15 protein-coding genes are annotated in these 17,197 nt (G+C 36.6%); 5 read left to right on the top strand and 10 right to left on the bottom strand.

Features of this window, described 5'->3' with window-relative positions; all coding sequences use genetic code 11:
- Nucleotides 1–21 precede the first annotated feature (21 nt).
- Together tssC and tssB are read right to left on the bottom strand one after the other, a co-directional pair.
- Entirely contained in the window at nt 22–1,554 is a 1,533-nt protein-coding gene (gene tssC / locus J3U35_RS07985; protein ID WP_267350500.1) for a type VI secretion system contractile sheath large subunit, read from the bottom strand.
- 71 nt (nt 1,555–1,625) lie between these two features.
- The gene (gene tssB / locus J3U35_RS07980; RefSeq protein WP_065559521.1) at nt 1,626–2,126 is read right to left on the bottom strand and encodes a type VI secretion system contractile sheath small subunit; all 501 of its coding nucleotides are present in this window, start codon (nt 2,124–2,126) and stop codon (nt 1,626–1,628) included.
- A 600-nt stretch (nt 2,127–2,726) separates the two neighbouring features.
- On the opposite strand from tssB, the gene J3U35_RS07975 reads away from it, so the two are divergent.
- Genes J3U35_RS07975 through J3U35_RS07960 form a run of 4 tightly spaced genes read left to right on the top strand, consistent with a single transcriptional unit; the run spans nt 2,727 to nt 6,237 of the window.
- Complete coding sequence (locus tag J3U35_RS07975) at nt 2,727–3,647, top strand: metal ABC transporter substrate-binding protein (RefSeq protein WP_267360655.1); 921 nt, start codon at nt 2,727–2,729, stop codon at nt 3,645–3,647.
- Entirely contained in the window at nt 3,647–4,543 is an 897-nt protein-coding gene (locus tag J3U35_RS07970) for a manganese/iron ABC transporter ATP-binding protein (protein ID WP_267350505.1), read from the top strand. The genes J3U35_RS07975 and J3U35_RS07970 overlap by 1 nt, the downstream gene beginning before the upstream one ends.
- The gene (locus J3U35_RS07965) at nt 4,544–5,404 is read left to right on the top strand and encodes a metal ABC transporter permease (RefSeq protein WP_267350507.1); all 861 of its coding nucleotides are present in this window, start codon (nt 4,544–4,546) and stop codon (nt 5,402–5,404) included.
- 2 nt (nt 5,405–5,406) lie between these two features.
- A complete protein-coding gene (locus J3U35_RS07960; RefSeq protein WP_267360653.1) occupies nt 5,407–6,237 on the top strand; it encodes a metal ABC transporter permease in 831 nt (276 codons plus the stop codon).
- A gap of 76 nt (nt 6,238–6,313) precedes the next feature.
- Here J3U35_RS07960 and dnaB read toward each other — a convergent pair whose 3' ends face one another.
- The 3 genes from dnaB to J3U35_RS07945 form a co-directional block, all read right to left on the bottom strand.
- Entirely contained in the window at nt 6,314–7,723 is a 1,410-nt protein-coding gene (dnaB, locus tag J3U35_RS07955; protein ID WP_411597208.1) for a replicative DNA helicase, read from the bottom strand.
- A 62-nt stretch (nt 7,724–7,785) separates the two neighbouring features.
- Entirely contained in the window at nt 7,786–8,577 is a 792-nt protein-coding gene (truA, locus tag J3U35_RS07950) for a tRNA pseudouridine(38-40) synthase TruA (protein WP_267350512.1), read from the bottom strand.
- Nucleotides 8,564–9,583 carry an aspartate-semialdehyde dehydrogenase gene (locus tag J3U35_RS07945; RefSeq protein ID WP_267360649.1) on the bottom strand — a complete coding sequence of 340 codons (1,020 nt, stop codon included), beginning with the start codon at nt 9,581–9,583 and terminating at the stop codon, nt 8,564–8,566. The genes truA and J3U35_RS07945 overlap by 14 nt, the downstream gene beginning before the upstream one ends.
- Nucleotides 9,584–9,760: 177 nt before the next feature.
- Here J3U35_RS07945 and J3U35_RS07940 point away from each other — a divergent pair, with 177 nt between their 5' ends.
- A complete protein-coding gene (locus tag J3U35_RS07940; protein WP_267360647.1) occupies nt 9,761–10,810 on the top strand; it encodes a LacI family DNA-binding transcriptional regulator in 1,050 nt (349 codons plus the stop codon).
- Nucleotides 10,811–10,881: 71 nt separating this feature from the next.
- Here the strand turns inward: J3U35_RS07940 and truB are convergent, their stop codons facing one another.
- The 5 genes from truB to rimP all read right to left on the bottom strand — a co-directional run bounded on the left by truB (nt 10,882) and on the right by rimP (nt 16,947).
- Nucleotides 10,882–11,796, bottom strand: a complete 915-nt coding sequence (truB, locus tag J3U35_RS07935; protein ID WP_267360646.1) for a tRNA pseudouridine(55) synthase TruB — start codon at nt 11,794–11,796, stop codon at nt 10,882–10,884.
- A 66-nt stretch (nt 11,797–11,862) separates the two neighbouring features.
- Entirely contained in the window at nt 11,863–12,240 is a 378-nt protein-coding gene (gene rbfA, locus J3U35_RS07930; protein WP_065559531.1) for a 30S ribosome-binding factor RbfA, read from the bottom strand.
- Between the two features lie 69 nt (nt 12,241–12,309).
- Nucleotides 12,310–14,976 (bottom strand): translation initiation factor IF-2, encoded by a 2,667-nt coding sequence (infB, locus tag J3U35_RS07925; protein WP_267350519.1) that lies wholly within the window; start codon nt 14,974–14,976, stop codon nt 12,310–12,312.
- 17 nt (nt 14,977–14,993) lie between these two features.
- The gene (gene nusA, locus J3U35_RS07920; RefSeq protein ID WP_065559533.1) at nt 14,994–16,469 is read right to left on the bottom strand and encodes a transcription termination factor NusA; all 1,476 of its coding nucleotides are present in this window, start codon (nt 16,467–16,469) and stop codon (nt 14,994–14,996) included.
- A 16-nt stretch (nt 16,470–16,485) separates the two neighbouring features.
- Nucleotides 16,486–16,947: a ribosome maturation factor RimP gene (gene rimP / locus J3U35_RS07915; RefSeq protein ID WP_065559534.1), complete on the bottom strand. Its 462-nt coding sequence runs from the start codon at nt 16,945–16,947 to the stop codon at nt 16,486–16,488.
- Nucleotides 16,948–17,197: the final 250 nt, after the last annotated feature.

Here is a 17,197-nt window from a genome sequence, read left to right as displayed (position 1 = left end):
AAATCAAGTAAAAGCTAATACTTATGATTTAGCTTTTGGCATCTGTGATACCATTGATAAATTAATATCCATTCCTTCGATTTGGAAATGAGGAATTAAGAATGTTTTAACACGGAAGAATCCTGGATTATCTTCAATATCTTCAACAATGACTTTTGCTTCTCTTAATGGGTGAGCCGCTTGAACTTCATCACTTGGATCAGTCATTTCAGTGACAAGGTTGCTTATCCATTTATTTAATTCAAGTTCTAACATACGGCGGTCTTTAGTTGCACCGATATTTTCACGTTGAATAACTTTTAAGTAATGAGCAATTCGTGACAATAAGAAGATATAAGGTAAACGAGCATTAATACGGCTGTTTGCTGTTGCTTCTTTTGTATCATAAAGTGCTGGTTTTTGCGTTGAGTTCGCAGAGAAGAAACATGCATAATCTCTATTTTTATAGAAAGATAATGGGATGAATCCTAAATTAGCAAATTCAAATTCGCGTGTTTCAGGGATAAGCACTTCGGTAGGAATTTTTACTTGATTACCAGTACCTAAATCATAAAGGTGAATTGGTAAATCTTCAACTAGTCCACCTGCTTGCGGTCCACGAATTTGTACACACCAACCATTACGAATAAAGCTTTGAGTCATGTTTGCTGCAAACGCATAGGATGCATTAGTCCATAAATAACGGTTGTGATCAAGTCCTTTTACATCTTCAACATAATTGAAGCTGCGTACCGGTATTGTATCTGGTCCATATGGCAGACGAGCAAGTACTCTTGGTAAAGTCAAGCCGATGTAGCGTGAATCATCAGTTTCACGGAAGCTGTTCCATTTAGTGTATTCTGCACGGTCGAAATAGTTGCCAATATCTTTAATTGCGGCAACTTCTTCCATGGTTTCTTTACCAAAGAATTTTGGACCAACAGAGCTTACAAATGGCATATGTGCAGCAGCTGCAACTTTAGAAATATTACGTAACAATGAGATGTCTTGTGAACTACGATCAAACTCATAATTTGAAATTGTTACACCAATTGGTTCGCCACCCGGTGTGTCATATTCTTGAATATAGGTATGACGATAGAAACCTGTTTGGATAATTTCTGGCGCATCTTCGAAATCTTGGCGAAGATCTTCTTTTGAAACATCTAAAAGTTCAATTTTGACATTACGACGGAAATCAGTACGGTCAACTAAGAATTTTAAACCACGCCATGTTCCTTCGATTTCTTGGAACGTTTCGTGATGCATAATAGCATCAAGTTGACGACTTAATTTTTGGTCTATTTGACTGATGTGATAATCTAATAGGTGTTTATCTAATTTTTCAATCTTTTGCGATGAACTTTGAATCAATTTTAATAAAATATTGATTGCCATTGTGACACGTTCATCTTGTGAAGCTTCAAATAATACTTCGTTATCTTCAAATTTATCAATTTCACCCGCTTTTTTGATTGGACTTAGATTGATTTTATCGAATAAAGATTGGTAAACACTACCATTCTCTTCTACTACGGTTGCTTTACTAGCATTGCTTTGTTTTTGTACGTTCATTACTTTTATCTCTTAATTTTTATCAAACTTTATATTTTGCTGTGCAAATTGAGTTTTGATTGATTAAAATTTTATTTTTTACTTTCAGATACAATTGATTCTAATTCAGCACGGAGCTCATCAGAGAGTTGTTGATCTTTCACTATTTTTTCAAGTTCATAGCGGAAAGTAGCGTTATCTAATAGATTTGATTTCAAATCTCTTAATAGATTGCGCATTGCAAGTAAAGAACGTAGTTGTGGGATTTTTTTAGCGACTTGTTCTGGTGAAAAATCTTTCATAGATTCAAACACCAAATCAACACTGATGTCACTACCATCATCTGCAAGTGTATTAGGTACACTTATTTTAGCTTCTGGTCTAAAATCGTTTAACACTGCATCGAAATTATTTTTATTAATCGATACTTTTTCTTTTTCAGAAAGTGAACGTTTATCTTTTCCACGACCATAATCGCCAATTGACAATATTTTAAGTGGTAGTTCAACTTTCTTTGAGGCTCCGCCAGTGTGTAAATCTAAACTGATATTCACGCGGGCAGCTGGGACTTCATTTTGATAACTGTTTGACATAATTTCTCCTAAATTTCCATTCCCTTTAAAGGCTAAAATAAATAATTACCCTTAAGTTGTGAATAAATTACACGATTTACGAATTAATTACAATCTTAACGCTTAAATTAATTAATTTTTTCATAAAGAATTTTTTTTAAAATTTGCTTATTTTTCTAGCAAAATAAAGGGTTTTTATGATGTCGCAGATGTGAACTGATGGATTGTTTTTTAATCATTTTTAAATAAATTTTATTAAATTTAATGCTAATTCAATTTTTAAAATGTTTTTTAAATTTTTTTAACTATAGTTAACTCAATAAATCAATTATTAAAATGGCTATTATTTTAATAGATAAGGCTATCTCCTTTTTCAATAAATATTTATTTAAAATACGTTATCTAATAATTTAAAATTGACTAAATTAAACAAATTTATTTGACTTTAGCGACTTAAATGATAATAATTCTCATTAACATTTAAAGTGTATTTATTTTTATCACTTTATTAGATAGTTAAAGGAAGCTATTATGAAAAGGATTTCTTTTTAGCTTTCACGTTTTCCTTGATTTCTCGGTATCTTGAAGATGATTGAGTATATTATTAAATAGGAGTTGCTAATGAAATTCAATTCTATCAAAAGTCGTAAAACTTTATTAAATTTAATTTTTACATCATTAATTATTCTTACTGGCGTGGCTAACTCTGCAATCGCTGAAGAAAAAAAATTTAAAGTTGTTACGACATTTACCGTGATTCAAGATATCGCACAAAATATTGCGGGCGATGCAGCGATAGTTGAGTCAATCACTAAAGTTGGTGCCGAGATTCATGAATATGATCCAACCCCTCAAGATATTACCAAAGCACTTTCTGCCGATTTAGTATTATGGAATGGACTTAATTTAGAACTTTGGTTTAAGCGTTTTTTTGAAGATATTAAAGATGTTCCTTCGGTTACGGTAACAGAAGGAATTGACCCTATGCCGATTCAGGAAGGAAGTTATAAAGGTAATCCTAATCCACATGCTTGGATGTCTCCGACACTTGCTTTAACTTATATTGAAAATATTCGTGCAGCTTTTGTTAAATATGATCCGAAACATGCCGATATTTACAATAAGAATGCTGCCGATTATGTTGCTAAGATTAAAGCTCTTGATGCGCCTTTAAGAGAACGCCTAGCCAAAATTCCAGAATCTCAGCGTTGGTTAGTCACCAGTGAAGGGGCTTTTAGTTATTTGGCAAGAGATTATAATCTTAAAGAAGCGTATTTGTGGCCTATTAATGCTGAGCAGCAAGGCACACCTAAACAAGTTAAAAATCTGATTGATACGGTTCGTAAAAATAATATTCCGGTTGTTTTTAGTGAAAGTACGATTTCGGATAAACCGGCTAAGCAGGTAAGTAAAGAGACAGGTGCTAAGTATGGAGGTGTGTTATATGTTGATTCACTTTCAACTAAAGATGGCCCAGTACCAACCTATATCGATTTATTAAAAGTGACTGTTGAAACAATAGCTAAGGGGTTTGAAAACTGATGACTCAAATTTGCCTAAACGTTGATGATATTACTGTGACTTATAATAATGGTCACACTGCTATTCATGATGCAAGTTTTAGCTTACATGGTGGCACTATATGTGCACTGGTTGGCGTTAATGGTAGTGGTAAATCTACACTGTTTAAAAGCATTATGGGGATGATACGACCAACTAAGGGACAAGTGACTTTTAATAATACGCCTGTAAAACAAGCATTAAAACAAAATATTATTGCTTATGTACCCCAAACGGAAGAGGTTGATTGGGATTTTCCTGTGTTAGTGTCTGACGTAGTAATGATGGGACGTTATGGACATATGTCTTTTTTACGTATTCCAAGTAAAGAGGATAAAAGACAAGTTGATATTGCCCTAAAGCGTGTAGATATGCTCGAATTTAAACATCGACAAATTGGCGAGCTTTCTGGCGGTCAAAAAAAACGTGTATTTTTAGCCAGAGCGTTAGCTCAACAAGGTAAAGTACTTTTATTAGATGAGCCTTTTACTGGGGTTGATGTTAAAACAGAAAATGCCATTATTGAACTTTTGAAGGATCTTCGTGATGAGGGGCATTTAATTTTAGTTTCTACCCATAATTTAGGTAGTGTGCCTGAATTTTGTGATCAAGTTGTTTTGATTAATCAAACTGTTCTGGCTTTTGGATCAACCCAATCCACGTTTACCCCTCAAAATTTAATGACTACTTTTGGCGGTGCTTTGCGTTATTTAAGTCTTTCGGGTGAAAAGTTACATGAAGATGAAGATCCTCGCAAGGTATCTATTTTAACCGATGATGAACGTGCAGCAATATTTTATGGTGAAGGTAAAGATGATTCCCCTCATCAAGATTTACTTGTTGAACATCATGATCATGAACCAAAAGGACAGCAATAAATGGAACTCCTTCTTGAACCATTTAGTTATGACTTTATGCTAAAAGCCATCTGGGTAAGTAGCATTGTCGGCGCAGCTTGTGCTTTTTTATCTGCCTTTTTAATGTTGAAGGGCTGGTCATTAATGGGCGATGCTTTATCTCATTCAGTGGTCCCTGGTGTTGCCGGAGCTTATGCACTGGGTTTACCTTATTCGGTAGGCGCTTTTTTTACGGGATTATTGGCTGCACTTTCTATTACCATGGTAAGAGCAATGACCCGATTAAAAGAAGATGCCATTATTGGTTTTATTTTTTCTACTTTTTTTGCGATTGGTTTATTAATTCTTTCATTAAATCCGACTTCTATTAATGCCCAGACAATTATTTTTGGTAATATTTTAGGTATTGATGATAGTGATATGTGGCAAGTACAGATTATCATATTGGTTTCGGTTGTACTTTTATTATTATTCTGGAAGGATTTATTAGTTGTGTTTTTTGATGAAATTCATGCCAGATCAATCGGTTTAAGACCTTTGCCTTTAAAAATCCTTTTTTTTACTATTTTAAGTGCTTGCACAGTTGCAGCTTTACAAACGGTTGGGGCAATTTTAGTTATTGCAATGGTTGTCACGCCCGGTGCAACCGCTTATTTGCTGACTAATCGATTTTCACATTTATTGATTATTTCGGTAATAATTGGTGCACTAACCAGTGCTATTGGAGCGTGGTTTAGTTACTTTTTAAATGGTGAAACAGGTGGTGTTATTGTCACATTGCAAACGTTAGTTTTTATTTTTGCTTTTTTATTTGCGCCTAAACAAGGATTAATTTCTAATCGCCGTAAAATTAGACAACTTCGCTTAAGTAAAGGGGATTAAGTATGACTGATATAGGGTATTTTATTTTTCATCCTTTTACAATTCCTCTTATGCAAAGAGCCATTTTAGCCGCGCTTGCAACCGGTATAGTTTGTGCCCTACTATCGTGCTTTTTAGTTTTGAAAGGGTGGTCATTGATGGGCGATGCTATATCACATGCAGTATTACCCGGTATTGTACTTGCCTTCTTAGCCGGAATTCCCATTATTATCGGGGCTTTTGTGTCAGGTTTATTTTGCTCAGTCGCTACCGGTTTTATAAAAGAAAACAGCCGAATTAAAGAAGATACCGTCATGGGAATTGTGTTTTCCGGTATGTTTGCATTCGGTTTAGTGTTATTTTCTAAAGTTGATACGTCGCAACATTTGAACCATATCTTATTTGGTAGTGTACTTGGTACAAGTTATGCAGAATTAATACAGATTATTTTTATTGCTGCTGTCGTGTCTATTATTGTTATCATTAAGCGTCGTGATCTCATGCTTTATTGTTTTGATCCTGTTCAAGCAAGAGTGGTTGGATTACCCGTTCGATTATTACATTATGGATTACTGAGTATTCTAGCTTTAACTATTGTAGGATCGCTAAAAGCAGCTGGGGTTATATTGGTCATTGCTATGTTGATTGCACCAGGTATTACTGCTTTTTTAATCAGTAAACGATTTGAAAGAATGTTAGTTATTGCGGTGTTAATTTCTGTATTTTCAACCGTTATGGGAACATTGATCAGTTATCATTTAGATGCTTCTACCAGTGCATGCATTGTGATTCTACAAGCTACTATTTTTGTTTTTACACAAAGTTATGCCTATATTAAAAGCCGTCAAAATTAACCATTAATAAAATTGCGTAAATGTGACTTGTTAGTCGTCATGACATTTACGCAATTTTCGCTTAGGAATTTTTTAACTATTCATCATCCATATATTTGCTTGAATCAGCATAATTATCAAAGCGTGAAAATTGACCTTGGAATTTTAATCTTACTTTACCTATTGGACCATTACGCTGTTTACCTAAAATAATTTCGGCAATTCCTTTGTGTTCAGATGCTTCGTTATACACTTCATCACGATAAATAAACATGATTACATCGGCATCTTGTTCAATCGATCCGGATTCACGTAAATCCGAATTCACTGGTCTTTTATCTGCCCGTTGTTCAAGACTACGATTTAACTGTGATAGTGCAACAACCGGAATTTGTAATTCTTTTGCTAATGCTTTTAATGATCGTGATATTTCAGCAATTTCCAACGTTCGATTTTCAGACATATTCGGTACACGCATCAGCTGTAGATAATCGACCATGATCATACTTAACCCTTTATGTTCCCGATAAATACGTCTGGCACGTGAACGTAATTCCATTGGCGTTAATCCGGAAGAGTCATCGATATAAATATTTTTCTTTTCAAGCAAAATACCCATGGTACTTGAAATACGAGCCCAATCATCATCTTGTAATTGACCAGTACGAATACGTGTTTGGTCTACTCGAGAAAGTGAAGCGAGCATACGCATCATAATTTGTTCTGAAGGCATTTCTAAACTGAATATTAATACCGGTTTTTCTTGCATCATTGCTGCATTTTCACACAAATTCATGGCGAAAGTTGTTTTTCCCATAGAAGGACGTGCGGCAATAATGATTAAATCTGAACGTTGCAAGCCAGCTGTCTTTTTGTCTAAATCAAGAAAACCTGTAGAAACACCAGTGACACCATCATGTGGGCGTTGGAACAGTTCTTCGATTTTAGCAACCGTCGCTTCCAGCACTTCAGTTATGCTTTTTGGCCCCTCTCCTTGCTTGGTACGGCTTTCAGCAATTTGAAAGATTTTACTTTCAGCTAAATCCAATATTTCACTACTGTCTCGCCCTTCTGTCGCATAACAGTTATCTGCAATCTCATTTGATGCGCTGATAAGTTCACGCAATATAGCTTGTTGCCGAATAATATCACTATATGCCACAACATTGATGGCGCTCGGGGTGTTTTTTGATAATTCAGCTAAATAAGCAAATCCCCCCACGTCAGCAAGCAAATCCTTACTTTCTAAACTTTCTGAAAGCGTAATTAAATCTATTGGTGTTCCTTTACCCACTAAAATATGCATTTCAGCGAAGATAAGTTGATGATGACGTGAATAAAAATCCCGTTCGGTTATCATTTCAGCAACGACATCCCAACGCTGATTATCCAGCATTAAACTACCGAGAACAGCTTGCTCTGCCTCTATGGAATGGGGAGGCAATTTTAAGCTATGTAGTTTTGCGTTTTTCGCATTTTGATTATTACCGTCTTTATTGGTAATGATTTCATCAGTATTCATTAGATTCATCTTTTTTAATTTAATTCATATTTAAGCTTATCATTTAGCTAGCTCAAAAATAAGGGGCCTAATGCAAGATTGGGTATTTGATATTCTAGTGGATAATCCACCTGAACTAAATACAAACCTTCCGGTTTTGCTGTTGCTGCCGCCCGTGTTCTATCTTTAGCTTTCAATAAATCATCAATCCATTGCGGCTTTTGATTTTCAGCGCCAACTTCTAGCAAACTGCCGACGATATTCCTTACCATATGATGTACGAACGCATTCGCTTTTATATCCACAATCACATAGTCACCCTGTCTGGTTACACTAATTTGATGAATGTTTCGCCAAGGCGTTAACGACTGACATTGTGCGGCTCTAAATGATGAAAAGTCGTTTTCTCCTAACAGATATTGTGCAGCTTCATGCATGAGCTTTTCATTAAGGGGTAAATAGTAATGCGTAACCCCTTTTGATAAAATTGCAGGACGGTAACGGTGATTATAAATCACATAACGATAACGTCGAGCAGTTGCGCTGAATCTTGCATGAAAACTTTCCGCAACAGGTTGAGACCACCGCACCGCAATATTTGATGGTAAGTGGGAATTGACCCCCATTGTCCATGCACTGTGAGATCGTTGTGCTTTTGTTTCAAAGTGAATAACCTGTCCTGTTGCATGGACCCCCGCATCCGTTCGACCTGCACAAAAAACCGTAATAGGCTCATCGGCGATAACCGATAAAGCAGACTCTAATCTTTCTTGGACTGAATCAACGGATTGTTGGCGTTGCCAACCAAAATATCCACTGCCATCATATTCAATACCCAGTGCAATTTTAGAGGTAGTCATTAATCAGCATCTCAAGCGTCTGGATGAGCATCATTCCACCTAAATAGCGAATATTATCAGCAACCGACCAAAATTGGATTTGTTCATAATGACCAAAACTATGCCTTAAATTGGATAATTTAATCGTCAAATTAGATTCTGATTCGGCATTAACTTCAGTAACAGGAGTTGAAAGCGTATCCCCTTGTAATTCAACACCATATTCGCTAAAACGTGCCATATCTAATTCAATCGGTAAACTGCTAGAAACATTTACCGCTTGAGCAAGTCCATAAAATACCGGAACAATAACAGATTCAATCGATATTGGCAGCTGATAATTATTGATAACTTTACGAATCTGATTTATCAGTGATTTTTCACCGTATGATGAATTATCAGATTCATGTGAAATAGGCAACAGATTGAAAGCAAGCTGTTTGTCGAATAAGTCATTATCAACAGGCATACCATTTAATAATCGAGCACTTTGACCAGCCAGTTCTTCAACGCCTGGTTTGCCATACATTGAAGAGGGAATGAAACTTGTTACATGCAAATTAGTGAGTAACTCGATATCTGTTAAAGGTGCAACACAGCGAAGTAATTGAGAAACGGGGGCACTGGCTACCGCAATAATGTTTTCGTTACGGTATTCAGCTAAAACATGATTGTTCACTTGTGGCACAATCAGTGGAATATGATCTTGATCAGCAAAGTAGCCACTTGCATCAATCACAATGCATCCTGCTTGTGCTGCTTGTTGAGCATATTTTTCACTGGTTTTCGCACCTGCGACAAAAAAAGCAAAATGGCATTGACTAAAGTCCATTTGAGCACTATCAATAACCGTTAAATTTTTACCTGCAAATCGAATAATCTCGCCAGCACTGTTATCACTGCCGACTAGGTAGAGATTATCAATTTCAATACTATGATTTTTTTGAGTATACTCTTGCAGTAACTCAATGAGCGCAGAACCTACTTGTCCTGTCGCACCAACAATGGCAATATTCCATGCTGACATATATAAACCCAATCAATAAAATTTATCAAAGATTATAACATTATATTTGTGAGGAAAGCTGAAAAAAAAGAGCTATTAATTTTGGAAGCAAGATCGACAAATTCATTTTTTATCCGTTACACATTATAAAATTATGATTAAAGTGATGCACCATGTTACACGTTAAAATCCTATTTTATGAATAAAGTTACTTTAGCTGTGATTGCCCAAAAGGCAAATTTATCAATTGCGTCCGTGTCAAGAGTATTAAACACGCCCAATTTAACTTCTGCATTAACACAATCACGTGTTTATAAAGCAATTGAGGAGTTGGGGATTGATACACCCTTTAATACTAAACCCTATCATGTAGAGTGTGAAACGCAAAAAATTTTAATTATTGATAATCAATTATTCTCGCAAAGTTTAATCAATATTGGTTTAGAAAGTGGTTTAAAAGAAGCGGGATACCAATTTTTTTATTTACGCTTCGCCTATTCCAGCCCAAATGATATTCATCATTTAATTCGATATGCAACCCAAAACATTTTTGATGGTATCGTGATTATTAATGATGCTCCCTATTTAGATATCCTCAAAAACTACAAATCCACCTTACCACCTATTATTTTAGTTAACCATTTTTCGCTTGATTTTAATTGCGTTTATTTCGATCACTTGACCATAGCCTATAATATTACTCAATATTTAGTGCATCAAATACATAAAAAAATTGCAGTTATCATCAATGACAGTCATAAAAAGAGTTCAACTCTTTTTTTACAAGGTTATCAGCAAGCCCTTCTGAGGTCTAACATTAAGTTTGATCCTAATTACCTAATTCATCATTGCTTTAGTTATGAGCAAGGGCGTTCGGCTATCAAAAAATTAATTGAAAGTAACAAACCACCCACTGCGATTATTTGCTCGGATAATATTCATTTAAATTATTTGGATGAACAATATTATGATCAAAAAAATTCTCAACACCCTTTTGCTGCGGTACTGGGAATATTGCATCAAGTGAATCAAAGCAAGGATCAGCTAACGACCCCTATCGCTATTACTTATATTAATCATTCAAAAGATCGTCAATATAATGAATTAGACCAGCTTAGCCGAATTTATAAACCTTTATCTAAAATGGGAAAAAAATCAGCCCGTTTACTTTGTGACATACTCAAACAAAAAACTGCATCAACTTTGCAATACCACCTTGTTGAAACAGAATCCCTATTTATTAACTAGTCTATAATTAAACATCGTCGCTATTATTAATAGTAGCAGAACGTTTATTTCTGTTGGATTCTGTTTTATGACTATGATGATATCAATCGTTTTGGTGAGAGTTTATTTTTTATCTGAACGCCCGCCCCGATAAATGTTTGATCTTGATAAATCCTGACTAACGTTTCTTGAGGTGAAGTTATCTCATCGTTAATGACCGTATCTATTTCTATTGTTCGACCTAATAAAATATGCTTACCTTGTTGTTCAGTGAGTGTGACCTTTGGGTACGCATTCATTGGGCTATCTACTGGCATTAACAAAGCATCTTTATCAGCTAAATTGTGTAGCGCATCTAAAGTTACCATTTGTTGAATGGGATAATTAGAAACTTGCAGACGTCTTAAATAAATGACATGTGCACCACAACCCAGTAATTCTCCTAAATCATCAATAATCGTTCGAATATACGTTCCCTTAGAGCAATGTATTTCTAAAGTTAATTCATGAGTATTGGCATCAAATTGGATAAATTGATTTTCGTAAACGGTAATGGGTCTTGCTTCTCGTTCAATGACAATGCCTTGCCGAGCATATTCATAAAGTGGTTTACCTTGGTGCTTTAATGCCGAAAACATGGTTGGCACTTGTAAAATATCCCCACGAAAATGCGTTAACGCTTCATCAATTTGTGATTGAGTAATATTGACAGGTTTAGAACAGATGATTTGACCGTCTGCATCTGACGTATCTGTTCGTTCACCTAGTTTAGCAATAACTTGATATCGTTTATCAGAATCCAACAAATATTGAGAAAATTTGGTCGCTTCACCAAAACAGATGGGTAACATGCCTGTCGCTAAAGGGTCGAGCGCACCTGTATGCCCTGCTTTTTTAGCGTTGAAGAGTCTTTTGACTTTTTGCAAAGCATCATTCGAGGTCATGCCTTGCGGCTTGTCTAATAACAAAACGCCGTGAAGTTCACGGCGAATTTTTTTAATATTCATTGTTAATTTCTTTATCTTAAAAAATAAAACCACTAGATTTAGTTTAAAATCATGGCATTTTTTATGTTAATCTTTATGACGTTCGTTATCCTGTTTGATAACATCAGAGACTAAACTAGACATTTGCATACCTTTAACCAATGATTCATCATAAAAGAATTTGATTTCAGGAATAATGCGTAAACGCATTGCTTTGCCTATTAAAGTTCGAATATATCCTTTCGCATCATTGAGTACGGTTAGACCTTGTTCAATAACTTGTGGATCATCATCATTTAAAAAAGTTACAAATACTTTCGCGTAGGAAAGGTCGCGTGAGATATCAACACCCGAAACAGTAACCATGCCTAGACGTGGATCTTTGATTTCGCGTTGTAGTATGATTGCAATCTCTTTTTGCAATTCATGTCCAACACGAGAAGAGCGATTAAATGCTTTTGCCATATCTATTTTCCTTAAAATATGAATAAGCAAGGCATAAACCTTGCTTATAACATGGTAATGTCATCGTTATTAAATTGTACGCTTGATTTCGATAGTTTCAAAGACTTCGATTGAATCCCCAACACGAACATCATTATAGTTACGTACACCGATACCACATTCCATTCCGTTACGAACTTCATTAACGTCATCTTTAAAGCGACGTAGTGATTCAAGTTCGCCTTCATAAATAACCACGTTATCACGTAAAACACGGATTGGATTATGACGTTTAACCACACCTTCAGTAACCATACAACCAGCGATTGCACCAAATTTAGGTGATTTAAACACATCACGGACTTCGGCAAGACCAATAATTTCTTGTTTGTACTCTGGAGCTAGCATACCACTCATGGCTTGTTTCACTTCATCAATCAGATCATAAATAACTGAATAGTAGCGAAGGTCTAAATTTTCTGTTTCAATCACTTTACGAGCTGAAGCATCGGCACGTACGTTAAAGCCTAAAATTATGGCATTCGATGCTGCTGCAAGCGATGCGTCCGTTTCGGTAATTCCACCAACACCCGAACCAATAATTTTAACTTTAACTTCATCAGTTGAGAGTTTAAGTAGTGAGTCAGAAATCGCTTCAACCGAACCTTGAACGTCGGCTTTTAGCACGATATTAAGTTCAGATACATCACCTTCAGTCATGTTAGTAAACATGTTTTCGAGCTTCGCTTTTTGTTGTCGAGCAAGTTTAACGTCACGGAATTTTCCTTGACGATATAATGCCACTTCACGTGCTTTCTTTTCATCACGTACAACTGTTGCTTCATCACCAGCAGAAGGTACGCCCGATAGACCTAAAATCTCAACAGGAATTGATGGACCTGCTTCGGTCACTTCTTTACCTAATTCGTTGCGCATTGCACGAATACGACCATATTCAAACCCACATAGAACGATATCGCCTTTACGTAATGTTCCTGATTGAACAAGTACTGTAGCAACAGAACCACGACCTTTATCAAGGAATGATTCAATAACCACACCACTAGCCATACCGGTTTCGTAAGCTGTGAGTTCAAGTACTTCCGCTTGTAACAAAATGGCTTCAAGCAGTTGATCTATACCTGTTCCTGCTTTAGCTGATACATGAACAAATTGTGTGTCTCCACCCCAATCTTCTGACATGACACCATATTGTGCAAGTTCACCTTTTACACGTTCTGGATCGGCTTCGGGTTTATCGATTTTGTTTACGGCAACAACCATAGGTACATTTGCAGCTTTAGCATGTTGGATTGCTTCGATAGTTTGAGGCATGACGCCATCATCAGCTGCCACGACAAGAACAACAATATCAGTTGCTCTTGCACCACGAGCACGCATTGAAGTAAATGCCGCATGTCCCGGTGTATCTAAGAAAGTGATCTCACCATTTGCTGTTTTAACATGATAAGCACCGATATGCTGAGTAATACCACCTGCTTCACCTGAGGCAACTTTTGCTTTACGAATATAGTCAAGCAATGAAGTTTTACCATGGTCTACATGTCCCATAATGGTCACAACCGGAGCCCGTGACACTTTTTCCGCACCCGTATCACGATCACTCATTAAAGATTCTTCTAGTTCGTTTTCACGACGAAGAACGACTTTGTGTCCCATTTCTTCAGCAACTAGCTGAGCTGTTTCCTGATCGATAACCTGATTAATGGTTGCCATTGCCCCCATTTTCATCATCGTTTTGATAACTTCTGAACCTTTTACTGCCATTTTGTTAGCGAGTTCAGCAACGGTAATCGTTTCACCAATAACTACATCTCGGTTAACCGCTTGTACAGGTTTATTAAAACTTTGTTGTAAGGTACTTTTACCTTTCTTTTTATTATTACCACGAGTAACAGCACGGGCTTCTTCACGTTCTGCTTTACCTTCAGATAATTTGCTGCCTTTTTTCTGTTTGGTCTGTTTTGCATTACGACCTCGACCACGTGCGCTTTCAACTTCACGGTCGGTATCGTCTTCTGCTGCGCGTGCAAATTTAGACGTAGTAACATGATAATCTTCTTCATCACCATTGTTGTCATTGTCATTATCATCAGCATCACTATATTGTTCTGCTAATTTTCGCGCTTCTTCAGCCATGCGTTTAGCTTCGGCTTCTAGTTTGCGACGATTTTCTTCTTCAGCTTTACGTTTAATTTCGTTAGCTTCGGCTTCAAGACGCGCTTTTTCTTCTTGTGCTTTTTTTACCTTAGGTGTCACTGATTGTTCTGCTGCTTTTTCAGCTTCTTTCGCTTTTGCTTCTTGTGCACGTTTTTCAGCTTCGGCCTCTTCACGTTTTTTGGCTTCTTGAGCAGCTAATTGTGCTTGTGCTTCAGCTTCTTTACGTGCTTTTAATTCAGCTTCCTGTTTGGCTTTGCGTTCAGCTTCAAGTCGTGCTTTTTCAAGTTCAGCAGGATCTTGCTTAACAATTGTACGTTTTTTGCGTACTTCTATTTTAATTTCTTTGCTTTTGCCACCGCCACTCGATACATTCAAGGTAGAATGTGTTTTACGTTGTAACGTTAATTTTGTTGGGCCTTGCTGAGGATTTAGATGCGCAAGCAAAGCTTCTTTTTCCTTTTGTGTAACAGTATCTGTTGCAGTTTTTTTAATACCTGCATCAGCAAACTGTTGCAAAAGTGTTTGCACTGGAGTATTTATCTCTTGAGCCAGTGTTTCGATTGATACTTTGGTCATGTATTACTATCCCTCAATTATTCATTTGCAAACCAACAAATATTACGAGCAGCCATAATAAAGTCGCCAGCTTGATTACTTGTTAAACCTTCAATCCCGACTAGATCATCTGTACCTTGTTCAGCTAAGTCTTCCAAGGTGATTACATCATGTTGGGCTAATTGATAGGCTAATTCTTGTGTCATACCTGGCAAATCTAATAAATCTTGCGCAGGTCGTTTATCACCACTATTAGCTAATGCTATTGTAGTTAATGCATCTTTGGCTCTATTTCTTAATGCTTCAACGAGTTCTTCATCAAGTTCTTCAATTTCAAGCAATTCATCAACAGGAACGTAAGCAAGTTCTTCCAGTGAAGTAAATCCTTCTTCTACTAAAAGTTTTGCTAACTCTTCATCAATGTCCAGATGTTTAATCAGATTATTAATTGCTGCAAATGATTCTGCATGATGCTTTTCTTGCAAATCTTCGGTACTCATGACATTTAATGTCCAGCCGGTCAGCTGCGAAGCTAAACGAATATTTTGACCGTTACGACCAATTGCCTGTGGTAAAGTGTCGGCATTGACAGCAACATCCATTGTATGTTTATCTTCATCAACAACAATAGAAACTACATCGGCAGGCGCCATAGCATTAATTACAAATTGTGCCGGATTGTCATCCCATAAAACGATATCAATACGCTCACCACCAAATTCATTGGATACAGCCTGAACACGCGCACCACGCATCCCAACACAAGCACCAACAGGATCGATACGACGATCATTACTGCTTACTGCGATTTTAGCACGTGAGCCTGGATCACGAGCAACACCTTTAATATCAATCATTTCTTCACCAATTTCTGGTACTTCAATGCGGAATAACTCTTCCATCATTTGTGGATTTGAACGACTGATACAAAGTTGTGCCGGTTTATTATCTTGTTCAACTAAATATAAGATCCCGCGAACCCTATCGCCTATACGAAAGTTTTCGCGTGGTAACATATCATGGCGGGACATCATCGCATCAGCATTATTTCCTAAGTCAAGGATAACGCTATCACGATTAGTCTTTTTAACAATTCCCGTTACGATATCGCCGATTCGATTTCTAAACATGTCGATAACCATCGCACGTTCAGCTTCACGAACTTTTTGCACAATCACTTGTTTGGCTGTTTGCGTAGTAATACGATCGAAGGCAACCGATTCTATCTGCTCTTGAACGTAATCACCAATTTTTACTGAAGGATCTTCGTATTGCGCAGCTTCTAAAGTCATTTCTTTCGTCGGTTGAGTGACTTCGTTCACAACAAGCCAACGACGGAATGTGTCATAATCACCCGTTTTGTGATCAATCTTAACGACAACATCAATATCAACTGTATGTTTCTTTTTGGTTGCCGTCGCTAATGCGGTTTCTAACGCTTCAAAAATTTTATCTCGCGTAAGTGCTTTTTCATTTGATACCGCTTCAACAACAGCTAAAATTTCTTTATTCATCCTTTACACCCGTACTCTATTTAAGGTTAAAATTAGGTACAATGTTTGCTTTTTGTATATTACTAAAAGCAAATACCTCATCATTATTATCAACTGTTAATGTAATCATCTCATTATCAATGGATTTAATATGTCCTTTCCATTTACGACGATTAGCAACAGGGATACGTAAACTCATCGTAATTTCTTCACCAATAAAACGTTTATAATGCTCAAGCGTGAATAATGGTCTGTCCATACCTGGTGATGAGACTTCAAGATTGTAGGCATCTTTGATAGGATCTTCGACATCAAGTACCGCACTAATTTGTCGGCTAACATCAGCACAATCATCAACAGAAATACCCTCTTCACTATCAATATAAACTCGTAACACTGGGTAACGGCCACGGATATATTCAATACCGACTAATTCAAAACCAAGCGCATTAACAGGCTCTTGAATGATATCGGTCAATTGTTGCTCTATATTAGCCAAACAAACCTCCACTGCAGAAAATAAAAAAGGGCATGAAGCCCAACATTCCTTAAAAACTTACGCTTAAATCGAAACGTAAAAAAACCTCGACATGCGAGGCTTACATTTAAAACTAACTATAATGAAGCCACTTGTTTCGAACTTTCATGCAATAATAACAGGATAAATGGTTATGGATGAAAAGTTAAGTGGTTGCGGGGGCTGGATTTGAACCAACGACCTTCGGGTTATGAGCCCGACGAGCTACCAA

The organism is Gilliamella sp. B2717, assembly GCF_026536675.1.
GTDB lineage: Bacteria > Pseudomonadota > Gammaproteobacteria > Enterobacterales > Orbaceae > Gilliamella > Gilliamella apicola_I.
Note: the sequence above shows the minus strand (reverse complement) of the source record. Positions and strands in the feature narration are given on the sequence as shown.

What these genes read in the sequence shown, in the direction of transcription:
- tssC (WP_267350500.1), bottom strand. Translation starts at nt 1,554, where the DNA reads ATGAACGTACAAAAACAAAGCAATGCTAGTAAAGCAACCGTAGTAGAA.
- tssB (WP_065559521.1), bottom strand. Translation starts at nt 2,126, where the DNA reads ATGTCAAACAGTTATCAAAATGAAGTCCCAGCTGCCCGCGTGAATATC.
- J3U35_RS07975 (WP_267360655.1), top strand. Translation starts at nt 2,727, where the DNA reads ATGAAATTCAATTCTATCAAAAGTCGTAAAACTTTATTAAATTTAATT.
- J3U35_RS07970 (WP_267350505.1), top strand. Translation starts at nt 3,647, where the DNA reads ATGACTCAAATTTGCCTAAACGTTGATGATATTACTGTGACTTATAAT.
- J3U35_RS07965 (WP_267350507.1), top strand. Translation starts at nt 4,544, where the DNA reads ATGGAACTCCTTCTTGAACCATTTAGTTATGACTTTATGCTAAAAGCC.
- J3U35_RS07960 (WP_267360653.1), top strand. Translation starts at nt 5,407, where the DNA reads ATGACTGATATAGGGTATTTTATTTTTCATCCTTTTACAATTCCTCTT.
- truA (WP_267350512.1), bottom strand. Translation starts at nt 8,577, where the DNA reads ATGACTACCTCTAAAATTGCACTGGGTATTGAATATGATGGCAGTGGA.
- J3U35_RS07945 (WP_267360649.1), bottom strand. Translation starts at nt 9,583, where the DNA reads ATGTCAGCATGGAATATTGCCATTGTTGGTGCGACAGGACAAGTAGGT.
- J3U35_RS07940 (WP_267360647.1), top strand. Translation starts at nt 9,761, where the DNA reads ATGAATAAAGTTACTTTAGCTGTGATTGCCCAAAAGGCAAATTTATCA.
- truB (WP_267360646.1), bottom strand. Translation starts at nt 11,796, where the DNA reads ATGAATATTAAAAAAATTCGCCGTGAACTTCACGGCGTTTTGTTATTA.
- rbfA (WP_065559531.1), bottom strand. Translation starts at nt 12,240, where the DNA reads ATGGCAAAAGCATTTAATCGCTCTTCTCGTGTTGGACATGAATTGCAA.
- infB (WP_267350519.1), bottom strand. Translation starts at nt 14,976, where the DNA reads ATGACCAAAGTATCAATCGAAACACTGGCTCAAGAGATAAATACTCCA.
- nusA (WP_065559533.1), bottom strand. Translation starts at nt 16,469, where the DNA reads ATGAATAAAGAAATTTTAGCTGTTGTTGAAGCGGTATCAAATGAAAAA.